The sequence below is a fragment of the Psychrobacillus sp. 05T411 genome (assembly GCF_056396485.1).
Genome location: NZ_JBFTLO010000012.1, coordinates 1 through 23,849 on the forward strand (window position 1 = coordinate 1; position 23,849 = coordinate 23,849).

Annotated in this window: 24 protein-coding genes; 21 read left to right on the top strand and 3 right to left on the bottom strand. The window is 37.6% G+C overall.

The annotated features are described in order from the left end of the window. The first annotated feature begins 450 nt into the window (after positions 1-450). The 3 genes from AC1DFT_RS11535 to AC1DFT_RS11545 are packed head-to-tail and all read left to right on the top strand — an operon-like array spanning position 451 to position 5,253. A complete protein-coding gene (locus AC1DFT_RS11535) occupies positions 451-2,994 on the top strand; it encodes an SH3 domain-containing protein (RefSeq protein ID WP_477919349.1) in 2,544 nt (847 codons plus the stop codon). Between the two features lie 18 nt (positions 2,995-3,012). Then, a complete protein-coding gene (locus AC1DFT_RS11540; RefSeq protein ID WP_477919350.1) occupies positions 3,013-3,717 on the top strand; it encodes an SH3 domain-containing protein in 705 nt (234 codons plus the stop codon). After that, the gene (locus AC1DFT_RS11545; protein ID WP_477919351.1) at positions 3,718-5,253 is read left to right on the top strand and encodes a SpoIID/LytB domain-containing protein; all 1,536 of its coding nucleotides are present in this window, start codon (positions 3,718-3,720) and stop codon (positions 5,251-5,253) included. A 429-nt stretch (positions 5,254-5,682) separates the two neighbouring features. On the opposite strand, the gene AC1DFT_RS11550 is transcribed toward AC1DFT_RS11545, so the two are convergent. Then, positions 5,683-6,840, bottom strand: coding sequence for a CAP domain-containing protein (locus AC1DFT_RS11550; protein WP_477919352.1), 1,158 nt, complete (start codon positions 6,838-6,840; stop codon positions 5,683-5,685). Between the two features lie 28 nt (positions 6,841-6,868). Next, on the bottom strand, positions 6,869-7,504 hold the full coding sequence (locus tag AC1DFT_RS11555) for a YigZ family protein (protein ID WP_477919353.1): 636 nt from the start codon (positions 7,502-7,504) through the stop codon (positions 6,869-6,871). A gap of 138 nt (positions 7,505-7,642) precedes the next feature. Here AC1DFT_RS11555 and AC1DFT_RS11560 point away from each other — a divergent pair, with 138 nt between their 5' ends. Continuing rightward, positions 7,643-8,788, top strand: coding sequence for a sensor histidine kinase (locus tag AC1DFT_RS11560; RefSeq protein WP_477919354.1), 1,146 nt, complete (start codon positions 7,643-7,645; stop codon positions 8,786-8,788). Between the two features lie 35 nt (positions 8,789-8,823). After that, positions 8,824-9,498, top strand: coding sequence for a response regulator (locus AC1DFT_RS11565; protein WP_477919355.1), 675 nt, complete (start codon positions 8,824-8,826; stop codon positions 9,496-9,498). A 330-nt stretch (positions 9,499-9,828) separates the two neighbouring features. Here the strand turns inward: AC1DFT_RS11565 and AC1DFT_RS11570 are convergent, their stop codons facing one another. Continuing rightward, complete coding sequence (locus tag AC1DFT_RS11570) at positions 9,829-10,764, bottom strand: nuclease-related domain-containing protein (RefSeq protein ID WP_477919356.1); 936 nt, start codon at positions 10,762-10,764, stop codon at positions 9,829-9,831. 131 nt (positions 10,765-10,895) lie between these two features. On the opposite strand from AC1DFT_RS11570, the gene AC1DFT_RS11575 reads away from it, so the two are divergent. The 16 genes from AC1DFT_RS11575 (at position 10,896) to AC1DFT_RS11650 (ending at position 23,792) form a co-directional block, all read left to right on the top strand. Then, entirely contained in the window at positions 10,896-11,474 is a 579-nt protein-coding gene (locus tag AC1DFT_RS11575; RefSeq protein ID WP_477919357.1) for a YybH family protein, read from the top strand. 105 nt (positions 11,475-11,579) lie between these two features. Beyond that, complete coding sequence (locus AC1DFT_RS11580) at positions 11,580-12,425, top strand: DegV family protein (protein WP_477919358.1); 846 nt, start codon at positions 11,580-11,582, stop codon at positions 12,423-12,425. A gap of 287 nt (positions 12,426-12,712) precedes the next feature. Beyond that, the gene (locus AC1DFT_RS11585) at positions 12,713-13,765 is read left to right on the top strand and encodes an ATP-dependent helicase ComFA (RefSeq protein WP_477919359.1); all 1,053 of its coding nucleotides are present in this window, start codon (positions 12,713-12,715) and stop codon (positions 13,763-13,765) included. Next, positions 13,762-14,385 carry a ComF family protein gene (locus AC1DFT_RS11590; protein ID WP_477919360.1) on the top strand — a complete coding sequence of 208 codons (624 nt, stop codon included), beginning with the start codon at positions 13,762-13,764 and terminating at the stop codon, positions 14,383-14,385. Before AC1DFT_RS11585 ends, AC1DFT_RS11590 begins: the two co-directional genes overlap by 4 nt. 45 nt (positions 14,386-14,430) lie before the next feature. Then, positions 14,431-14,841 carry a TIGR03826 family flagellar region protein gene (locus AC1DFT_RS11595; RefSeq protein WP_477919361.1) on the top strand — a complete coding sequence of 137 codons (411 nt, stop codon included), beginning with the start codon at positions 14,431-14,433 and terminating at the stop codon, positions 14,839-14,841. 159 nt (positions 14,842-15,000) lie between these two features. Next, a complete protein-coding gene (flgM, locus tag AC1DFT_RS11600; protein WP_477919362.1) occupies positions 15,001-15,264 on the top strand; it encodes a flagellar biosynthesis anti-sigma factor FlgM in 264 nt (87 codons plus the stop codon). A gap of 17 nt (positions 15,265-15,281) precedes the next feature. Further along, the gene (locus AC1DFT_RS11605) at positions 15,282-15,776 is read left to right on the top strand and encodes a flagellar protein FlgN (RefSeq protein WP_477919363.1); all 495 of its coding nucleotides are present in this window, start codon (positions 15,282-15,284) and stop codon (positions 15,774-15,776) included. 12 nt (positions 15,777-15,788) lie between these two features. After that, on the top strand, positions 15,789-17,309 hold the full coding sequence (gene flgK, locus AC1DFT_RS11610) for a flagellar hook-associated protein FlgK (protein ID WP_477919364.1): 1,521 nt from the start codon (positions 15,789-15,791) through the stop codon (positions 17,307-17,309). 15 nt (positions 17,310-17,324) lie between these two features. Beyond that, entirely contained in the window at positions 17,325-18,203 is an 879-nt protein-coding gene (gene flgL, locus AC1DFT_RS11615) for a flagellar hook-associated protein FlgL (RefSeq protein ID WP_477919365.1), read from the top strand. Positions 18,204-18,258: 55 nt separating this feature from the next. After that, positions 18,259-18,813: a DUF6470 family protein gene (locus AC1DFT_RS11620; protein ID WP_477919366.1), complete on the top strand. Its 555-nt coding sequence runs from the start codon at positions 18,259-18,261 to the stop codon at positions 18,811-18,813. Between the two features lie 12 nt (positions 18,814-18,825). Continuing rightward, positions 18,826-19,260 (top strand): flagellar assembly protein FliW, encoded by a 435-nt coding sequence (gene fliW / locus AC1DFT_RS11625; protein WP_477919367.1) that lies wholly within the window; start codon positions 18,826-18,828, stop codon positions 19,258-19,260. Continuing rightward, positions 19,260-19,484, top strand: coding sequence for a carbon storage regulator CsrA (gene csrA / locus AC1DFT_RS11630; RefSeq protein WP_477919368.1), 225 nt, complete (start codon positions 19,260-19,262; stop codon positions 19,482-19,484). Before fliW ends, csrA begins: the two co-directional genes overlap by 1 nt. A gap of 136 nt (positions 19,485-19,620) precedes the next feature. Continuing rightward, positions 19,621-20,433: a flagellin N-terminal helical domain-containing protein gene (locus tag AC1DFT_RS11635; protein WP_477919369.1), complete on the top strand. Its 813-nt coding sequence runs from the start codon at positions 19,621-19,623 to the stop codon at positions 20,431-20,433. Between the two features lie 101 nt (positions 20,434-20,534). After that, positions 20,535-22,253, top strand: a complete 1,719-nt coding sequence (locus AC1DFT_RS11640; protein WP_477919370.1) for a motility associated factor glycosyltransferase family protein — start codon at positions 20,535-20,537, stop codon at positions 22,251-22,253. After that, positions 22,237-22,587 carry a hypothetical protein gene (locus AC1DFT_RS11645; protein ID WP_477919371.1) on the top strand — a complete coding sequence of 117 codons (351 nt, stop codon included), beginning with the start codon at positions 22,237-22,239 and terminating at the stop codon, positions 22,585-22,587. The genes AC1DFT_RS11640 and AC1DFT_RS11645 overlap by 17 nt, the downstream gene beginning before the upstream one ends. After that, entirely contained in the window at positions 22,584-23,792 is a 1,209-nt protein-coding gene (locus AC1DFT_RS11650) for a motility associated factor glycosyltransferase family protein (protein WP_477919372.1), read from the top strand. Before AC1DFT_RS11645 ends, AC1DFT_RS11650 begins: the two co-directional genes overlap by 4 nt. The last annotated feature ends 57 nt before the right edge of the window (positions 23,793-23,849 follow it).

Genomic DNA, 23,849 nt, shown 5'->3' on the forward strand with positions numbered 1-23,849 from the left:
TTATTCAGAAAAAAGCAGCCAAAGATGCAAAATTGGCTGCTCTTTCATTCCCACAAATATTTGCTTTTTTATTTTGAACTTTTTGGTACGTGACGGACAAATATCCACAACAAGATTAACGAAAAAAGTGTAGTAGGAAGTGACACAGTCACTTCCTACTACACTTTTCCCACGATAATGATGTAGTGATCATTTCGTCCAAAGCGTACCAAAAACGTAAACTACAAAATGGTTAATCGACAGTTGTGTTAATTTTTACAAGTGCCATTGGTGATATATTCCATCTTTCTGGAACCTACAAGCTTCGAAAATCTACAGCAGATATTACGACATTATTCTATTTTTATAATATTACAATTCTATGACATTGGATTTAATTACATTAGTTGGATTGTTTTATGGGGATAGGTGCATTAAAATGGAGAAAACACAGGTTTCAAGGAGGAACAAATGAAAAAAGTAATCGCATCATCTGTCTTAGCAACTTCCGTTCTTTTGCCACTAAATCTTCTTGTGAATGATTCACCAACAGCATATGCTACTTCTAACACATCTGTCGTATTAGATCAAATTGTAGGCTCAAAAGCTCAAATTACAGCGACAAATGTCAATGTACGAACTGGTGCTGGCACGGAATTTGATAGCATTGGAAAAGTACAAACCGGTCAAGCGGTATCCGTTATTGGCTACGAGAAAAATAATAAAGGAGAAGCTTGGTATAAAGTTTCCTATAATAGTGCAGAAGGCTGGGTTATTAGTGACTATGTAAAGCCAATCGCACAAACTGCCGTAAAAGCTGCATCTGCTTCTACTGGCATTTCTTACGCGGGCACGACGCAAAAAATAGGAAAAAATGCGGCGAATATGCGCAGTGGGGCAACAACTTCGTATAAAGTAGTTGCTACAATTCCAGCAGGCACTTCATTGAAAGTATTAAGTGCATTTACAAATGCGCAAAAAGAAATATGGTTTAACGTAGAATATAATGGTAAAAAAGGCTGGGTCACTTCGGAACTATTTGCACTAAATGCAACAGCTGGTGAAACCGCGACTTCGATGAAAGTGGTCCAACAAACTACTGTTCATAAAGGTGCGACAAATAGTTATGCAATCGTTTCCACAGTAAAGCCTGGGACAACTCTAGTAATCCATCAAGAGTTTACAAATGCATCTAAAGAAAAATGGGTGCAGGTTACTTATGCAACAGGTAAAAAAGGTTGGATGTTTGCTTCTGCATTCGAAGAGTCATCGATTGCAAGTAAAGTAGTGAGCACAACATCCACTGTTCACTCTGGCGCTACGAAAAGCTATAAAACCGTAGCGACGATTCAAGTAGGGACAAAACTATCAATCCATCAAGAGTTTACAAACGCATCTAAAGAAAAATGGTACCAAGTAAGCTATGCAGTAGGAAAAAAAGGTTGGATTCCTGCAGAAGCATTTGAAACTGTTTCTACTGTACCCGAAAATCCAACACCTGAAACTCCATCTACAGATGCTAGTGTAGTAGAAGAGAATAATAGCTTGAAAGTTTCTGTATCTGTTGCAAATATGCGTTCAGGCCCAGGCACTAATTTTGATGTAGTGACACAATCGAGAGAAAATGATCGATTCGAGTCAAAACAATATGCAACGGACGCAAAATCAGAAAAATGGTATAAAGTGAGCACGACAAGCGGAGATGCTTGGTTGCATCAATCAGTTGTAACCATCGTAGATGCTGCGGAAGATACACCTATTGTTACGCCTGGTGCGGGAGAAACAGGGACCATTAAACGAGCGAATGCTTTACTGTACGCAAACAGCAATTATAGCTCTGCCGTTCTACAAGGTCTTGCTAAAAACACAAGCTTTACCGTATTAAACAAAGTAGTCGCAACAGACGGTACTACTTGGATCCAAATTAATGCTGGTGGTAAAGAGGGCTGGATTCCAGACTTTGAAGTAAATGATAATATCCCGACTAAATACGGGACGAAAACAGCTACTGTTTACAATGGTGCAAGTGCAACTGCGAAAAAAGTGGATACGATTTATTTAAGCACGCCAGTACGAATACTTCGTTCATTGAATGGTTGGTTAAATATTGAAACACAAAGTGAAAAACGTGGTTGGATTCAAGCTTCCATGCTGTCGGATATTTCACCGATCCAACTATCAAATGGTCGAACAGAAGTAAGAAATGGTCAAAACTATATGGTATGGACTAAACCTTCTAAATTCGATATTACTTATTCGACGCCATCTGCAAACGTTTTGCGTATATTTGGTAATCTATCAGATATAAACGAGATTAAATCATCTGTTACTGGCGTGAAAAGTATGAAAGTGGAAAAAGTATCTGGTGGTACTTCCGTTTTATTAATCACCTTTGACCCGAATTACACATATACAATTCGAGATTACGATAAAGAATTGACGATTAAAGTTGTTGAAAAAGGATTAGCAGGTAAGAAAATCATCTTAGATGCAGGACATGGTGCAAAAGATCCTGGCGCAGTAGGACCAAATGGAAAAAGAGAAAAAGACGTAGTGCTTGCAACTGCTAAAGCCTTACAAGCTGAGTTAGAAGCTGCTGGCGCGGAAGTGGTCTTAACGAGAAGCACGGATGTCTTCTTAGAGCTAAAACAACGCACGGATATTGCAAATAAATCGGATTACGATGCATTTATTAGTATTCATGCAGATGCATTTAATGCCTCATCTAAAGGAACAACAACCTATTACAATGCGACGGTTAACTTTAACGGTCCGAGAAGTTTGACGTTAGCAAAAAGCATCCAATCGGACTTAGTAAAAGCAATAGGTACTTATAATCGTGGAGTAAAAGAACAAGTATTTTACGTCAATCGTATGAACGAGCTTCCTTCTGTTCTTGTAGAGCTTGCATTTATATCGAATCCAACGGAAGAAGCACAACTAGCTTCAGCCGCATTCCAGAAAAAAGCAGCAGCAGGAATTCGAAAAGGACTAGAAAACTATTTCAAACAATAAAAGGGAGAATTGTATACGATGAAAAAGAAACTTTTAGCAACAATTGGAGCAGTACTAGGTTTAAGTTTACTATTAACAATTACATTGCCTAGCGCAACAAAAGCAAATTCTAATCTTTTACTAGCTTCTGTAGAATGGGTACAAGCTCAACTAAATCCAATAAACACAAAAGTAACAGCACTAGAAAAACAAGTGGCAGAACAAGATGCGATTATTAAGCAATTACAAAAAGCAGTTGCAGAAGGTGGATCAGTTGTAACACCACCACCAACGACTGCACCCGATTCTTCTACTGGTCTACCATCTACGGTATACACAACTGGTAGCAATGTAAAAGTACATAGTGGCGCAACACGTGACTACAAAGTACTAGCAACTTTCGGAGCAAATAAAGGATTAAAAGTGATCGATCAACATAAAGCGGCTGCTGGCATTTGGTACCGTGTAGAAGTATCCGCTACGGTAAAAGGCTGGGTATTCTCTGGTGATGTGACGACAACAAAACCGAGCAATGTCCTACCATCCGAAGTAGTAACAAAACAAGCAGTGAACATAAGAAAAGGTGCTACGACAAACTACAAATCACTTGAATTAATAGCAAAAGGAACTTCTTTAAAATATTTAGACTCATTCAAAAATGCAAATGGTGAAATATGGTACAATGTGCAAACAGCTAAAGGAACTAAAGGTTGGGTGCTAAGTACGCTAACTGAGGTGAAATAATTGTTTAAACAAATAATAACCGGTCTATCAGTAGTGGCACTTAGTTTAGCAGTTTCGAATACGGCCTTTGCATACAAGCAAGAAAGTTATTCTAAGCAAGTCCAAGTAGAAGTCCACAACGCTACTACGACTTCGCTTCACTTAACTGGTGTCTATAAATTAGAAAACTTGACGACAAAAGAAATGTTTTTTGCCTTGCCAAATACACCCGTTACATTTTCGCAAGTAAACGGGGAAGTATCGATTTATCAAACAGGTGCCTCGATGTTTTCTGCGAACGGTTTTGCGCTACATGCACTAACTGGTAATGAAAAAATTGTAGTCTTCACATCAGATGTCGATGGAAAAAAAGGCGCAACTGCTGATTATGAAACAATAAAATCGTATAAAGCATTTCAAGGTGCCAACTTCGTCAATGAATTTACAAATGCAAACGGCGAAGTATGGTACTCCATTACAGACGAACAAGGTGCATCCTCATGGGTACCAGCAACGTCTGCAAAAGTAGCGGAAGTTTCATCACAACCACTTGGAAAAACACCAAATGGTACACAGTTTCGAGGAAGCTTTAGTGTTGTTAAATCCGGTGCTAGCGTACAAATCGTCAATCGTCTAGACTTGGAAAACTACTTAAAAGGAGTTATTCCAAACGAAGCGTATGCATCTTGGCACCAAGAAGCACTTAAAGCACAAACAGTTGCCGCAAGAAGCTATACTTTAAGTAAGGCTGGTATTTTAAGCAGTACAACAAAAGACCAAATGTACAAAGGCCATACTTCTGAACAAAAAAGTACCAACTCAGCTGTAGATGCGACAAAAGATTTAGTCATCAAATCTAATGGCAAACTTGTACAAGCGTATTACTATGCTGCAAGTGGCGGTAAAACAGCAAATATCGGAGAAGTTTGGGATTCTGCTCAAGTGCCACAATTCGTATCTGTAGATGATTCTATTGAAAAATCACCTTACGATAACTGGTCAGTAACAATTCCTACGGCAAATATTCTCAAGAAATTCGGATTTTCTAGCTCCGATGCTCTATTAGATGTGAAGTTAACAAAAGGTGGTTCTAATGGGGAAGTAACAGCTGTAACAGCTGTCACTACTTCAGGAGAAAAAACGATCAAGGGCAATGAAACTGTGATGAGAAACGTATTTTTAGATGCCAATAATGCATCCTTAAAATCTAGCTGGTATGATATAAGTTTCAATAAACCATCTGGCGGCATCACAGAACTTTCCGTACAACAAAAAAATGGAACAACTGATATCACTTCCTTAACAGGCGCTTCCGTGCAAACCGCAATAGGCGTGGAAACCATTCCAAATGGAGATATCAATATTCAAACAAATGAAGGAATCGTATCGACAAGCGGCACAACCGGCGGCATCGACTCCGTTACGGTAAAAGGAAAAGGATACGGCCATCGCATCGGCATGAGCCAATGGGGAGCAAAAGCTCGCGCTGACGCCGGCTGGACATACGACCGCATCCTAAAACACTACTACCAAGGCACGACAATCGAGAAGTACTAATAAAAAGGTGATCACAGATGTGGTCACCTTTTTATATTAGGAAAAGAAAATGAAAGTGAGCTTAACTATATACTTTGAAGAAGAAGATAGGATACTAAACTCTTTTGCATCAGTGATTCTAACTTAAAAGAATGACATTATAAAAGTTGGAAAGGGGAATAGCAATAGAGAGGTGTTGAGCAGCCAAAATTGCATCTTTGGCTGCCTTGGATCATATAAGAAAGTAGTTATTCTCTAATTTACCTAAAGTATTTAAAGCTTATTTAATTACGTTGTAGGTGTACGACGGACGAATGTTAATAATAGGATTACCGAAATATAGAAGGAGGCGCTAGATTTGCTAGCGCCTCCTTCTATATAAAAAAACTAGGTAAAGGTATTACTATACGTTCAGGTTTAAAGTACACCGTATACGTATTTAATAAGTAGTTAAGGCTTAATAAAATTCTCCGTATAATAAGGAATCGAACCATAGGTCCACTTAGCAAAAAATACACCAACACCTACATGCGTATAGGCAGTACTTACAATATTCTTCCGGTGACCAAGCGAATTCATCAACGCCTCATGCGCAAAATATGCATTCGTATAACCAGTCGCTATATTCTCGCCAGCATTTCTAAACGTCACACCATCCATTGCAAGTCGATCAAATGGTGATTGACCCTTTAAATTATCATGGCTAAAATATTCATTTGTCCCCATATCAGCACTATGTTTTCTAGCAACTGTCGCCACTTTAGCTGCATTTTGCAAAACAGGGACACCTTGAACCTTTCTTTCCGCATTGATTAATTCGAATAATAAAGTTTCATAATTTGCTTCTAGAGTAGTAGATTTTTTCGGATATAAATTTGGGTTTTTATTCATCAATTGATAATCTACTAATAGAATGGCAGAAACTTTATTGTCATTATGTACATCGATAAAAAAGGTTGCTTCGTATTTTGGCAATTGGTAGGTGATGATTTCGACTGGATATGTGTTGCCGGTCGTTTGATAATTGGCGCCTAGTTTATTTTCTAGGTCGCTAATGGTACTCGAAATCGATATACCATTTACTTGGTAGTGCTTATCTTTCGTATAAAGGGACGCAATTTTATTGTTTAATAAACTGATTGCATAAAAGTTTTGATAATTTTTGTGATAAATAGAAGTGGAAGTTCCAAATTCATTGTTTACCATTTTTTGCGCTATGCCCAGTTTAGTTGAAACAGATGTTGCCGAGTCCCCAATTGATAACGATGTAGATGCATTTTTAGCACAATTCAATTTGTGCTTGGAAGGCGTTTGATATAAAATCGATGCGTCCTCTTTAATTACCAAGCCRCCGCCAAGATGGTAATAGGTCGATTTATTTGCATAAACGCGATAATTTTCACCAGGTTTAACCGTTCGAGAAAATTCGAAAGTCCCATGAACATTTTTGTAAATGGTCGTCGGTTTTTGAATAAGCACTCGCCCGATTTGCCCTGACTTGAGTTCCACACCGTCCCAATAGACAGGTGTCGGACAAGCAGCAGAAGAAATCATGGGAGCCGCACTTAAACTAAAAAGCAACAGGATCAATATGGATATCTTTTTCATGTAATCACCTCTTATGTAAAAGTATAATTCAATTCACATCAAATTCCAAAAATTCTTTTTCAACAACTTCCGTTTTTGCTTGCCCATTGGTCATTTCCGTCACCCATTCTGTAAATACAGTTTCCTCATTTGCTGGCGTGTAAACAAAAAATTCGACCGTCTCTGCATAATTTATTTCTTTGAGCGGATAGTTTGAATTTCGAATTTCATTTTCTACTTTACCGAGCCAAGTGTAATCTACTTGTATTTTCACTAAATGATGCAACTTTCGCTCTACTACTTTTGCTGCGTCAATACCTTCTGTCGTCGCTTTCCCGTAAGCGCGAATAAGACCGCCACCACCAAGTTTGATGCCTCCAAAGTAACGCGTAACAACGACCACTGTATCTTTTAACCCTTGTTTTTTTAGTACTTCAAGCATAGGCACCCCTGCAGTACCACTAGGTTCACCGTCATCGTTGGCTTTTTGGACATTATCATGCTCCCCAATTATGTAAGCAGAACAGTTATGAGTAGCAACTTTATGTAGTTGTTTGATATTATTAATAAAATCCTGGGCTTCTTGTTCGGTATCGGCACGGTCGACAAAAGTGAGGAAGCGTGACTTTTGAATAATAATCTCGCTCTCTCCGTAGCCTTTCACTGTCTGGTAATCATTTCTCATAAAAAATTCCTCCCTGTATCATTTGAAATATATCTGTAAAGTAATTTTAATTTATTTTTAGTTATTAAGTGCTATAATAAGGTTTGTCAGCATTTATGAATGGACACTCATTTGCATGCTTAAAGGAGAAAAAAACAGATGACGAAAAAGAATCTAAATACTCAATCGTTAGATGTTATTTTCGATCGAATGGTTGAAGTAATGGATCATTCGAAAAGGGATATATTCATTATAAGCGAACAAAGTCGACAAAGCTTCGAAGAAATGAAAGTTGAGTTAGAAGTAATAAGAAGTAATATCGAAATAGTTATTTCAGAAGGGGATACGCTGGAAAAGAACTCAAGGCTAGCGCGAAACCGATTAGCTGAAGTCTCCAAAAACTTTGATTCGTATGATGAACCGCAAGTCCGTAGCGCTTACGAAACTGCGAACGAACTTCAAATAAACCTGCTTATTAAACGAAACGAAGAAAAACAGTTAAGACAACGAAGAGATGAGTTAGAACGTAGGTTACAAGGGCTTTTAGAAATGATTGAGCGTGCAGATCAATTAGTTAATCAAGTAAATATCGTGATGAATTATTTAACATCGGACTTGAAAAATGTAGGACAAGCACTAGAAAACGCTAAGATTAAACAAGATTTTACACTTAAAATTATCGAAGCACAGGAGGAAGAACGTAAAAGACTTTCTCGTGAAATACATGATGGTCCTGCACAAATGCTTGCCAATGTATTACTTAGAACAGATTTGATCAATCTTACATACGAGCAGCGTGGTGGAGACGAAGCAATGAAAGAAATTATCGAACTAAAGTCAATGGTTCGGGATGCGCTTTCAGAAGTTCGTCGAATCATTTACGATCTGCGTCCTATGGCACTCGATGATTTAGGACTAATTCCAACACTTCGAAAATACATATCAACGATAGAGGAATATAATCCAACGAAAAAGATCAATTTCCAAGCATTCGGAGAAGATCAAAGAATGCCAACCAATTTCGAAGTAGCCATTTTCCGATTAGTACAAGAATGTTTAACAAACAGTATTAAACACGGAAAATTTGGAGAAGCATGGGTGAAAGTAGAATGGTTGCAACAAAAAATAAATATTATCGTCAAAGATAATGGGGTCGGCTTTGACCCACAAGTGGCAAAAGAAAAATCATTTGGTTTAATCGGCATGCAAGAACGAGTGGACTTGCTCGAAGGAACGATGAAAATCATTTCATCCCCGGGCAAAGGAACAACCATTTTGTTTGGCATTCCGATCAAAGAGGAATAATAACTATTGCGCTTTTAATTTAGGAGGAAATGAACATGACAAAAATTATCATTATAGATGATCACCAACTATTCCGTGAAGGAGTAAAACGTATCTTAGATTTTGAAGATTCATTCGAAGTAGTAGCAGAAGGCAACGACGGCAATGACGTACTTCGTCTATACGAACAACATATTCCAGACGTAGTACTTATGGATATTAATATGCCAACCAAAAATGGTGTAGAAGCAACAGCAGAGCTATTAGAAAAATTTCCAGAAGCAAAAGTAATCATCTTATCCATTCACGATGATGAGTCATACGTATCCCACGCCCTAAAAACAGGTGCACTAGGATACATGCTAAAAGAAATGGATGCAAACGCAATCGTCTCAGCAATTAAAGTAGTAGCAAAAGGCGGCTCTTACCTACATCCAAAAGTAACACGCAACCTAGTAACAGAATTCCGTCGCCTAAGCGAACGTGAAAACAAAGGCAACTTCCATCAAACAGAAATTCGCCGCCCATTCCACTTACTAACAAAGCGCGAATGCGAAGTGCTTCAACTGCTAACAGATGGTCAAAGCAACCGCACCATCGGAGAAACACTATTCATCTCCGAAAAAACAGTAAAAAACCACGTTTCCAGCATTTTAMAAAAAATGAACGTAAACGACCGCACCCAAGCCGTAGTAACCGGCATCAAAAATGGCTGGGTAGAAGTACGATAATAGATAGTGAATCCTTTTGCCCACGGGCGAGAGGATTTTTTTGTAGAGAAGAGAGGTGGATCTTGCGATTTGGAGAGTCCATCTTGCGATTCGCATTTTCTATTTTGCGATTCTGGCATAGTATCCTGCGATTCGGAGGTGCTACCTTGCGATTCACAAAAAATGTCAGCGGATCTTGCGATTAAGAGAATCTATCTTGCGATTTGCAGGCCCCATTTTGCGATTCCGGCATAGTATCTTGCGATTCGGAGATGCTACCTTGCGAATCACAAAAAGTGTCACTGAATCCAGTCATTCACTACTAACTACAACAGAAAAAAGGACCGATTTTCATCGATCCTTTTTCTCTGTATAAAATGTCTTTGGTCCTGCCCTATGAATTTGTAAATCCATACCACTTAACATGCGGGAGGCTGCATAAATAGAATCTACCTGACAGAAAACACGAAAATCTTTATTTCGCATTTCTTTACTCACCAGCCAAAAGTACTCTTGCACAGCGTTTTTATGTGCTTCACGAGAACTATGCTTGCATTTAGTGCAAGTCCAAGTTTTTCCTGTCCGCTTCATTCCTAAGGTGCTACAGTTTGGGCATTCCACTCCGAATACCAACTCATTTGGAGAAATATGATAGTTTTCACAAAGGGGGCGGGGGATAAAAGTAGATTGCTTTTTCCATATCATTTGCTCAACGAAGTTTAATTGTTCCCTACTCAATCGAAGGGAAGATGGAAGGTCATACATTTGCAATATTTTCTCAATAATACTTTCTAACTTGAATATGGGATAATTGGCAGGTTTCTGGCGGATTCTACAGGACTTGGCGGTTAATACTACAGCACCTGTTACGTTCATTTCGGGGAAATTTAATAATCGGAAGAACTCTTTCATAAAGCGGATATGTTTCATCAGTTGAAAATATGGATTTCGATAAACTATTTCTCTACCATTTCTATCTACTTTGTAAAACTCATCAGAGCCCTCATTAAAATACAAATCGTCACTAATATTTTTGGACTCCAACACGATGCAACAGCGGTCAGTAACTATTAAACAATCAATCTGCACTTTCCACTCACCAGATTGCAACCTCACATCCGGGAAAATTTGATACGATCCAGGCAAGCGCAATTCGTTTAATTTTTGCAAAAGTCGATTTTCTCCTCGAACACCAGACTCGATTTGGTGAATATCTTGACGTATTTCCTCTTCTTTCAAATGTGGTGTTCGTAATCTTTTTAATAAAGCAAGTTGTCTTCTAACCAAAAACTTCACCTCCCTCCCAAAAATCATACAACAAACTAACAGAAGATTCCACCTAGTCTAACAGGAAACTAAATAATTGAGTTTTCGTCATAAGTATGACAAAATATCCACAGCAGGAGGGAAATTCACACATGAAAATCATACAAACACTAACTATCGCAACCCTAGCACTACTTCTAGCGGCATGTAATAGTACTGAAGATACAAACGAAAACACAGGATCCGTAAACGACATCGCACCAACAGACACCCAAAAAACGACCGACCACGGCGCAAACGACAAATCTGAAGTCGGCTTCGAAATGGCTGGTGGCAACATCGAAGAAGCAGCAAACGTTCCAGCAAAAGAAAAGGATTCAATTCTAGCAGCCTTTGATGAATATATGGAGGCATTTAACGACGAAGACATCGATCGCTACATGAAGACCATCGCCAAAAATCCTGAAGGCTTCAACTATGACGATGAAAAAATAGTCGTCGAGCAAACATTTAACGACTACGACACAATTCGAACTGCCGACAAAACAACCATCATCAAATACGATAAAACACAAGCACAAGTTTTCGCCAACATCCATATCGCACTAGAACAACCAGACTCCGGCGCAAAACTAGAGCGTGAAGGACGCCAAGTAACCGTATTCGTAAAAGAAGACGGAAAATGGCTAGTGACAAGCGTATACTTTATCGGAGATTCAGCAGCTGAATAAACCACACCCCGGACATATATGACAAATATCATGTCCGGGGTATTTTTATGCTTCCAATTCCTACCCCAATTCAGTAAAATTAACAATAGGAGTGTGATTCACAAAATGAAGACAGCAATCGTAACAGACAGCACCGCCTATATCCCAAAAGAAATTCGCGAAAAACTCGACATTGGCATGGTGCCACTTAGCGTTGTTATCGGAAACGACACTTTCAAAGAAGAAATCGACATTAGCGCAACCGAATTTTACGACAAAGTACGAAACGAGCGCACGCTACCAAAAACGTCGCAACCTGCCCTAGGGGACTTTGTCAGCACTTTTGAGGAACTATCTAAAAACTACGACGCAGTCATTTCCATCCACCTATCGAGCGGCATTAGCGGAACACTGGCGGGTGCCAAACAAGCTGGTCAAATCGTAGACAACATAGATGTATATACATTCGACTCGGAAATTTCCTGTATGGTACAAGGATTTTACGTGCTCAAAGCTGCACAAATGGCGAAAGAAGGAACGCATCCAGACGCAATCCTACAAGAACTAAACACGATGAAACAAACAATACGCGCCTACTTCATGGTGGACAACCTGGACCATCTGCACCGCGGCGGTCGTCTAAACGGCATCGAACGCGTCATCGGCAACGTCCTGCAAGTGAAACCAATCCTTCACTTCAAAAAAAAAATCATTGTCCCATTTGAAAAAGTCCGAACACGTAAAAAAGCGATGAAACGCATTGCAGACCTTCTCCAAGAAGACGCAAACAAACACGCTAAACTACAAGCGACCATCATCCATGCAAACAACGAACAAGAAGCAAACGCATGGAAAACCGACTTAGAAGCAACTCTACCAAACGTTGAATTCACGATCAGCTACTTCGGTCCCGTAATTGGCACGCATCTGGGCGAAGGCTCGATGGGTCTTGGATGGGTAAAAACCAACTAAGGAGAATGCCTATGGACAAACAACTGCAGCAATTTCTCACTGGCCGCATCTGGCTTCGCGAACATACCCCATTCCCGCGCGAAGCTATCGACGCCCACATCGAAAGTGGCCACATTCACCTCAAACCCGGCATCCAAACAGACCAAAACCAAGCCTTTTTTGGTCAATTAAAGAAGCACGTCTGCAACCGATGCCACAACACAAACCAGAACTTATTTCACACATTTCACTGTGCACGCTGTAACAAAAACTGCACCTATTGCCGCCACTGCATAAGGATGGGGCGGGTGAGTAGTTGTTCCGAGTTGCTACTTTGGAAAGGAGAACATGCTCGCGGCGCGAACGCTCATGTGTTTGCATGGAGCGGCCAATTAACCCCTCTACAGCAAAAAGCAAGCGAAGAACAACTAACAAGCGTTGAACAAAACAAATCCCACCTTTTACATGCAGTCTGCGGAGCAGGAAAAACCGAGCTACTATTTCCATCCATCTATCAATGCCTAAAACAAGGCAAACGAGTATGCCTTGCAGCGCCAAGAACCGACGTCATCCTAGAACTATTCCCACGTTTCCAAAAAGTGTTTCCAAAAACAACCATTCACGCCCTATACGGCGGAGCACCAGACCAACAAGGCTTCGCCGAACTAATACTTGCAACAACTCATCAGCTATACCGATTTGAAAACGCATTCGACGTTGTATTTGTCGACGAAGCGGACGCTTTTCCCTATTACGCAGACGAAACACTCCAACGCGCAGTGAAAAAAGCAGCAAAACAAGACGCTGCCATTCACTACGTAACCGCAACACCAACAAGATCACTTCAAACAACAAACCAATCCGTGCTCTCCAGAAGATATCATGGACATGACCTACCCGTACCTAGATTTGACAGTCTATGGGGATACGCAAGACAACTAAACAAAGGAAAAGTCCCACACAAACTAAAGCAATGGATCGAAGAAAAAACAAAAAACAAGATCCCATTTTTAGTATTCCTACCAACAATTGAAATGCTCGAAAACTTCCCGGGAGACCTACCAAGAGTACATGCAGAACACCCAGACAGAAAAGAACTTGTCATGCAGCTCAGGGAAAAGAAAATACCTGGACTCCTCACCACAACCATCTTAGAACGTGGCATCACCATCGAAAATGTCCATGTAGCAGTAGTAGGAGCAGAACAAAAAATCTTCACTTCAAGCGCACTAATCCAAATAAGTGGTCGAGTCGGTCGCTCCGCACAATATCCAAATGGAGACATCGCCTTTTTCCATCACGGCATCTCCCGTGAAATGGACAAAGCACAAGCTGCAATCGAAGGGTGGAATCGCTCATGAATTGCTTACTATGCGGTACAAATTTCCAACCAGCCCCGACATGGCGAAGACTATTTCTCCATGAAAAAGAGTCCTCTACATGCAATAGATGTTTTAGTAAATTTATAAAATCCGACGTAGAAATCCATTTCCATGATTTTAAAGATACTCGCTACGATGGAGCAGTCGATGCGGTGGTAGCACTTTATATGTACAACGAGGCGATGAAGAGCTACTTACATCAATACAAGTTCTTACAAGACCTAGCACTAGCGCAAGTATTTTCGACAAACTTGCACGATGCATTCGAAGGAAAAGAGAGCATCGTCGTCCCAATCCCCATGCACCCTGAAAAACTTTTCCAAAGAACATTCGCCCAAGTCGACGAACTACTCACCAGTGCTGGCATTCCTTTTCAACATTTGCTCACTAAAACAGCAAAAAACGAACAAGGAAAAAAGTCGAGAAAAGAACGTTTAGAAGCGACCCCGCTTTTTGAAGTGACATCTATAATCGAAGCACGAGACTATATTTTATTCGATGATATTTACACAACAGGTGCAACCATCCATCATGCCGCAAAACTATTAAAAGACGCAGGAGCAACAAGAGTCGAAGCAATTACTTTAATAAAAGGATAAACTGTCGATATAAAAGAGGAGACAACTGAACTTGGAGGGATCCTCATGGGAGAACTAAAAAATTGCCCATCCTGCGGCGAATTTTTTAACTATACAGGCATAAGAGATGTGTGCAATAACTGCGCCATGAATGAAGAAAAACTATACGAAACAGTCTACCGCTTCCTACGTAAACGCGAAAATCGCGCTGCAACCGTAGAACGAATCGTCGAAGCAATGGGCGTAGAAGAATCACTACTACACAAATGGGTCCGAAAAGGTCGCTTGCAACCAGCAATGTTCCCAAACCTTGGCTATCCATGCGACAACTGTGGTAAACTAACAACACAAGGGAAACTATGCGATAACTGTACCGAACAACTAAAATCTGGACTTCGCCAATTTGAAGCTGCACAAGAGTTTCGTGAAAAAGTAAACAAACAAGATGGCACATACCATAAAGACACTAGAAAATAACATGTAAAACTCTCACCAAAAGTGAGAGTTTTTATTAATTAGTAAATAAGCCTTAGCTAATTAACCCGAAGACATTTCCTACAAAAGACTCTAAACACTTGCCGATTAAAACCGAAATAATAGATAGATACTTTTATCGAAGAGGAGGGGCATATCATTATGAAAATCACAAACATCGGTGTAAACCAAGTAAATCCATACAAACGCAACCAACAGCAAACGGAAAAAGCACAACAAACAACAAGACCAACAACGGATAAACTAGAAATCTCATCCGCAGCAAAGAGCATGCAAACCAAATCTCCAGTGGAGGTAAATCAAGCAGAGCGAGTTGCTGCCATCAAAGCGGAAATCGATGCAGGCACATATAAAGTAGATGCCAAAAAACTAGCATCAAATATCCTCAATTATTACCGCTTGTAAAAAAGGAGCATAAAACCATGTCCATCGAAAAGATTTTGCAATCTCTAAACAAACTTGACATGCTACACAAAAGTTTACTAGAAATTGCATACAAAAAAACAGAAGTCATCAAAACGGGAGACATGGACAGTCTAAACCAACTACTCAAGGACGAGCAGGCGCACGTAGCAGGCATTTCTCAGCTAGAACAACAGCGTCAAACAGAGGTAACGGATTACCTTCGAGCAAAAGGAATTGCTCCTACTGACAACCCAACTGTTGCACTAGTCCTAGAAAATACCAACACAACCGAAGAAAAAGAGCAACTAGGAGCAGCACGCAACAAGCTCCTACTAACACTAGAAACGCTCAAACACCAAAACGACCTAAACCAAAAGCTGACACTGCAATCATTACAATTCGTCAACTTAACACTAGATACATTACGACCAAAGCCAGACCAAATAAACTACTCAAAATCCGAAGTACGAACGCCTTCAAAAGGCCAAGCATACTTCGATTCACAAGCATAAGGAGGCGAACCCATGGGCTCCACATTTATGGGACTAGAAGCAAGTAAACGCGGACTGACAACCCAACAATCGGCTCTATACACAACGGGACATAATATCTCAAACGCCAATACACTAGGGTATTCACGCCAACGAGTGAATATGGAAGCAACTTTAGGTTATCCTGGGACAGGTTTAAATGCACCAAAAGTTCCTGGTCACTTAGGGACTGGGGTGCAAGCGCAGTCTGTACAGCGGATTCGTGATCAGTTCATCGACCGCCAATATCGTCAAGAATCTAACAAGCTAGGCTATTGGGAATCAAGATCACAGTCTATTACCCAAATGGAAGATATTATGGCCGAGCCGTCTGAATTTGGTTTGAACGAATCATTAAATCAGTTTTGGAAATCCTTACAAGATTTAAGTACCAATCCTGAAAATGCGGGTGCTCGTAAAGTAGTAGCTCAGCGAGGAATTGCTGTTGCAGAATCGTTTAACTATATTCATAAGCAACTTTCTGATATTCAAGGGAATATAAAAAATGAAATTTTAACATCCACAGATGATATCAACTCAATATTAAAACAAATCGCTTCAATGAATGAGCAAATTCAAGCTATTGAACCAAATGGTTATATGCCAAATGATTTATACGACGCTCGCGATAATTTATTAGATGAGTTATCTACCTATTTTCCAATCGAAGTGACATACACTAAATCGGGAGGAAATGCCCTACCAATAGCAGAAGGTGCAGTAAATGTATCTATTAAACTAAATGGTAGATCAGTAGATTTAGTTAATGGAAAAGATGCAGCAAGTTTATCAGCAAATGGTATGACAACTAGCGAGGATTATGAACCTTTTACTAGCTTTTCTGTAACAGGAAATGGAAGTGTACCGAATGATACAATTAATTATAATGAGTTAGAATCAAATAAAGGGAAAATATTGTCCCTAATTAATTCATATGGTTATGGTGCTATTGGAGATGAAACTGGGTTCTATCCAGAAATGTTAAAAAATTTAAATGACATGGCTGACGCTTTCGTAGATAGATTTAATACAGTTCATGCATCAGGTAGCCCTCTTCCTGGCAGTGCCGATGTTGACGACTTTTTTGATACTTCGGCAACTGGAGCAAAAGGAATAAAAGTAAATCAAGCGATAATAGATGATCCTGGAAGTATTGCAGCTTCTAGTGCAGTAGATGAAGAAGGAAATGGAACTAATGCCTTAGCATTAGGAAATGTGAAATCTGAATCATTAACAATTGGTTCTAGTAATGCAACAGTTCAAACCTTTTATCAATCAATTATCGGTCAACTTGGAGTAGATGGAGAACAAGCTGCAAGACTTACTTACAATTCTACAACTATCAAGTTAACTGTCGAAAACAATCGAGCTTCTGTTAGTTCCGTTTCTTTAGACGAAGAAATGACAAATATGATTACATTCCAACAAGCATACAACGCAAATGCACGTATGATTACAGTAATCGACGAAACACTAGATAAAATCATCAACGGCATGGGCCGAGTTGGACTATAATAGGAGGACTTTCACATGCGCGTAACACAATCAATGCTTTCCACTAATATGCTTCGTAACTTATCTAACAGTTATAATAAAATGGGTACATTACAAGAACAAATAACTTCAGGAAAGAAAATAACTCGCCCTTCACAGGATCCTGTAGTTGCGATTAAAGGAATCGGATATCGAACAGATTTAGGGAAAGTAGAACAATATCAACGAAATCTTGGAGAAGTTCACAATTGGCTTGATAGTTCGGATGACGCACTTGATAAAGTAGGTATTGCCCTTATTCGTGTACAGGAACTAGTTACTGATGCGGCCAATGATACTAAAACTCCCGAGGACCGAGAAAAAATAAAAGCGGAGATTACTCAAATTAAAGAGCAAATCCGTGATATGGCGAATACAAAAGTTGGGGAAAAGTATATTTTTTCAGGCACCAAAACTCTCACGCCATTATTTAATGGAACAACATTTGAAACAGCTACTGGAGTTAATGGGGATGTTAATATTGAAGTCTATGACGGTGTGGAGATTAAAGTAAATACAAACGGAAAAAAAATGTTTGAAGACATCGACGCTATGATGAATAGTATTGAAACCGCTTTKGGTTCAGCTACAACAACTGGAGACACTATTGGAGGATTTTTGACAACCATTAGTGATAATCAAAATGTAGTTTTAGGATCTCGTGCCGACATAGGTGCTCGTCAAAACCGAGTAGATATGATGGAAAACAGATTAGGAACACAAGAGGTAATTGTAACAAAACAACTCTCTAACAATGAAGATATCGATTATGAAAAAGCTATTACAGAATTAATCACGCAAGAATCGATTCATAGTGCGGCACTTTCTGTCGGAGCACGTATTATTCAACCATCATTAGTAGACTTTTTAAGATAGTAAAATGAAGCGTTTGAACAATCCGTTCAAACGCTTTCTTTAAAGGAAGATGACGATGAGAATCCCACAAATTCAAATACAAACAACTAAAGCACAACTTGGGTTGGACATTCAACAACCTCAACAACATTTAGAACAACCGAAAGCAGATTTACGAATAAGCCAACCAGCTGCCGAACTTTCTATTCATACTACAAGAGGTCAACTTCATATTGATTCATCTCAAGCAAGAAGGGATCTTGGATTGATTGGTCCTTTAGAAGCCACTCGAAATTATGCACAAAAAGGAAAGCAGGCTGCGCTTTCGGGAATCGCTCGCCGTGCTAGAGAAGGAGAACAATTAGCTAGTATTGAAAAAGGTGGTAATGCTATTCAAGCAATTGCTGCTTCAAAAGCAACACCACATAAGAAACCACTAGGTATTAAATTCGTGCCTTCCATCAACTCCGTAAAAACTAGCTATACTCCAGCAAGTGTTGATATAAATGTTCAAACGAACAAAGCTCAAATCGATGCAACAATAAATAAACCAATTCACAACTATACACAAGGAAAAGTATCGGGCTATATGTTACAGTACCCATCGATAGAAATAGACGTTACAATCTAGAAGGAGCAGATCATGATTATCGAAACAAAGTTTTTAGGAGAAATTACAATAGAAGAAAAGGAAATCATTCAATTCTCAAATGGTCTCCCAGGATTTGAAGACATAAAAGAATTTGTCATACTACCTTTAGAAAAAGATTCACCATTTGCTATTTTACAATCTATTAAACGAAAGGAAATAGGTTTTGTAATAGCCCTACCATTTGTATTTAAACAAGACTATGTGTTCGATATTAATGAAGAAGACAAAGAAGAATTAATGATAGAATCACTAGAAGATATATTAACTTATTCAATTGTTACGTTGAAAGAACCTTTTAATAGTTCAACATTAAACTTACAAGCACCAATACTAATCAATCATAAACAAAAAATCGCAAAACAACTTGTATTACAAGATTCAATTGTATTTCAATTAAGATTCCCTATTGAAGGGAGCAATAAATAATGCTCGTTCTATCAAGAAAAAAAGACGAATCCATCATGATTGGCGATCAAATTGAACTGAAAATCTTAAGCGTGGACGGCGATCAAGTAAAATTAGGTATCGTAGCGCCAAAAAGTGTCAAAGTATACAGAACCGAAGTATACGAAAGTATTCAGCAACAAAATAAAGAGGCCTTAAATGTTTCCAAAACATTATTACAACAACTTTCTAAAAAAAATCTTTAAAAAACTATTAAACATTTCCAATATAGTACGATACTATTGATGTAAGGCAAAAATGGGGCGGCCGACCTTATCCTGCCAAACAAATTCCACAAGGACGTGGAACTAACTAAACCAAAATTCAAGGAGGAATCTCATAATGAGAATTCAACACAATATTTCAGCTTTAAACACACACAGAAACTTAACAGCTAACCAAGGATCTTCTGCTAAAAACTTAGAAAAATTATCTTCAGGTTTCAAAATCAACCGTGCAGGAGACGACGCTGCTGGTCTTGCAATTTCTGAAAAAATGCGTGGACAAATCCGTGGTCTTGACATGGCAACTAAAAACTCTCAAGACTCAATCTCTTTAATCCAAACAGCTGAGGGCGCGCTTAACGAAACTCACTCAATTCTACAACGTATGCGTGAGCTTGCAGTACAATCTTCAAATGATACAAACGTATCTGCTGACCGTGAAGCAATTCAAGCAGAAATTGATGCTTTGGCTTCCGAAATCACTCGTATTGCAGATAATACAGAATTCAATACTCAAAATCTATTAGGTGGTTCTTTTAGTGGTAAAACATTCCACATCGGAGCAAATGCTAGCCAATCGATTACTTTAAGCATTGCTACAATGGATGCAGCTGCATTGAGTGTAAATTCTTTAGACTTAGAAACTCAAACAGGAGCAGACAAAGCTATTACAACTATCGATGCTGCAATTGAAACTGTATCGAAAGAGCGTTCAAAACTAGGTGCTGTTCAAAATCGTTTAGAACATACTATTAATAACCTTGGCGCAACTTCAGAAAACTTAACTGCTGCTGAATCACGTATCCGTGACGTTGATATGGCAAAAGAGATGATGGCATTTACTAAAAATAATATCTTGACACAAGCGGCACAATCTATGCTTGCTCAAGCTAACCAACAACCACAAGGTGTTCTTCAATTACTACAGTAATATAGATAGAAGATCGAACTTTTATTTTAAAAGTTCGATCTTTTTTTTTGTCCTTCTTTATATATTTATAATTGAACCGATAATAAATTAGAGGTGTAACTATGAATAGAGACTTTGAAATAGAAAAAATGATAACTAAATCCAATGATTTAACTGTAAAAGTAAACGGTTTTTTTTTACATAGTAAATATGACCCCAAAAAAGAAGCTTACCAATTGGTTGAAAAAAACTATAAGGCAAATAGTTTGCATATTCTTTTTGGTTATGGACTCGGGTATATTGCAGAAGCTTTTATCGAAAAATTAGGGAGCAATGAAGATATTTTAATAATTGATCCTTTATTTGATTTATTGAATGATGGAATTGAACCAAAAGGTATAGTATTAAAGAAACTAGAAGATGATATATTTAAAAAAATTATTGGTACAAAGATTGAGAAATTTAATAGACGAGTACATGTGATTCTATCACCTAACTATGATAAAATAGCGAATGATTATTATAGGGAAATGTTAGGAATTGTAGCGAAACAAGCAAAATTAAATCGTATTAATGAAAATACAATCAGATTTTTTGCAGAGGATTGGCAAAAAAATTATCTTTTTAACTTATACAATGGCGTTAGTGACAGATCTCTTCTAGAACTAAAAGGAAAATTTGATCTTCCAATTGTAATAGCTTCTGGAGGTCCATCTTTAACAAAGCAATTACCATTATTGAATGAAGTAAAGGATCAATTTTTAATTATTGCGGCAGGCTCAACGATTAATACATTGCTCAGTTCCAATATAATTCCTGATTTTGTTGTGTCTGTTGATGGATCTATTGCTAATTATAATCATTTTAAAGATATTCATTCAAAACAAATAACGTATATTTATAGTTTTACTAGTCACTTTGGTATTCGAGAGAGTTTCAAAAAAACAGCATTTATATTCAATACTTTTGGAAAAGAAAAAATGAAAAATCATTTTGAAAAAATAACTAACATAGAACTCCCTGACATTGCAGGAGGTGGATCTGTTGCGAATTTCGCACTTACAGTCGCTACTTATATTACGAGTGGACCGATTGCGATCATTGGACAAGATTTAGCGTTTACAAATAATAAGACCCATGCAGAAAACAATAAACACTACAAAGTTATTGATGAAGAATATAAAAAAGCTAGAGGAATGTTTTTAACAGAAGGATATTACGAAGAAGCAGTATTAACAGATTATGTGTTCCTTTCTATGAAAGAGAGTTTTGAAAGTTTACTTCTTTCAATTGGAAAGGGAAAAGAAATTTATAATTGTACAGAAGGTGGAATTCATCTAAAAGGATTTTTGAAGCTTTCTTTTAAAAAGTTTTGTCAAAATAATATAAAAGATGAAATTGTAGAAAAGAATATCCCCAATTTTCAAGATAAACAAAATAGAACTATCCTATTGGAAACAATGAAAAAAGAATTGGAGACATATAGTAAAATTAAAGACTTTTTGAGTGACAATTTAAAGCTATTAAAAGCAAATAATTCGAATTACTCTTTTTTAGCAAGTGTGCTTAAGAGGCTAAATAAAAATGATGAAAAGTTGAAAAAATTAATTGAAGAAGTTTCAATGAATAGCATTTTAGATCCAATAACAATTAATATTCAAAACAATTTTCTACCATCTCCAAAAGAGACTGCAAAAGATGCATTCCAAAGAGTATTTAATCAAAATAAAGAATTATACAGTAGTTTAATCAAGGCACTCGACTTGACAGTTGGGTATACCGAAGAACTAATTTCAAAAATAGAAGAAAACGAGGTTGTAAAAAATGGAGGAACTAATTAAAGAAACAATAGAAAGTTATAATGGATATTTATCGAAATTACCATCAGGATGTCAAAAAATTGCAGATGACATTAGAACTGATAATCTATCTGTTGCTCTAAAAAGCATATTAGAATTTTCCGAAGGGGCTGGGTGGTTGATAGATGCAAATGTATTATTAGAAAATAATTCTTTTTCAAATCCTCTGAATCCTGAAAAAATAAATGAATTTTTAAATGAAGTCAATAGTGGATTAGAAATTCAAGACTTTGTATTAGTAGCGGATATGTTTGAATACGAAATTAAGCCATTTTTTGAAGAATGTTCTTTTTACGAAATAAGTGAATTGATGTGATATTTGATGTCAAGTTGGCAAAAAATGGTGAATATACACTTTCTGTGAATAAAATAAATTTATATAGTAGGTATAATCCAAGGAAAGATGCAGAAAAATTTATCACTCAAGCATATAACAAGAGTGCAGATGGTTATGTTTTAATTGGGTTGGGTTTAGGGTATCATCTAGAACAATTAGTAAAATTAAATAAAAAAAAGAAAATTATTGTGGTACCTATTGATAAACAGGAGATAGAAGTTTTTAATCAATTCTCGTCTATCAAGAAAATAATAATTTCTGACAATGTGGAATTAATTAGTGAGAGTAATTTAAAAGGTCTCTTCTTAAATTTTCAAATGATAATTCCTTTCGCTGTGATGAAGGCCATAGGTTATKATCATCATTTGTATCCTTTTTTAGAAAACATCAAAATAAGGCAAATGAGTAATAATACATTCGGCACATTAATGAAGGAAAATTTTAAGTATAATATTGATAATAACGACTCATCTATTAATTTTTTACATGATCAATATATAGGGAAATTAGCATTTTTAATATCAGCTGGACCATCTTTGGTAAGTTCAGTGAATATTTTAGGGAAAATACAAGAAAAAGCGTTTGTTCTTTGTGTAGGCTCAGCGTTAAATGTCTTATTAGAAAATAATATTGTCCCAGATGCAGTCATTATTACTGACCCATCTCCACTTGTCATAAAACAAATATCAGAAGTAGATTATGATGGAGTTTTATTTTACCTTGCTACTGCTCATCATGAGATGACATTAACTCACGCAGGGGAGAGATTTATAATATTTCAAGAAGGCTACTCTCTTTCAGAGGATTTTGCTAAAACTCATGATATACCATTATTAGAAACTGGTGGTTCAGTTGCAACAACAGCATTTTCTTTACTTGAGTATATGGGATTTGAGAAGATATGTTTATTTGGACAAGATTTAGGGTTTTTCGGTACTAATACACATGCTATGAATTCTACATCTAATATTAAAATTCGGGAAACAACGAATTTTAGAAAAGTTATAGCTAATAACGGAGAGTACATTAATACACGAGCAGATTTAAATAGTTTTAAAAGATGGTTTGAAAAAAAAACATCTAAAACTAGTATAAAATTGTATAATACAGCTTTAAGGGGAGCTAGAATAGAAGGCATTCCTTATATTACTGATAACGAATTATTGCATATTTTGAGTGAATAATGTCTATGTTCAAAAAAAAATGTAGTAAAAGTGCATAAAAATAGAGGAGTGTTCTGT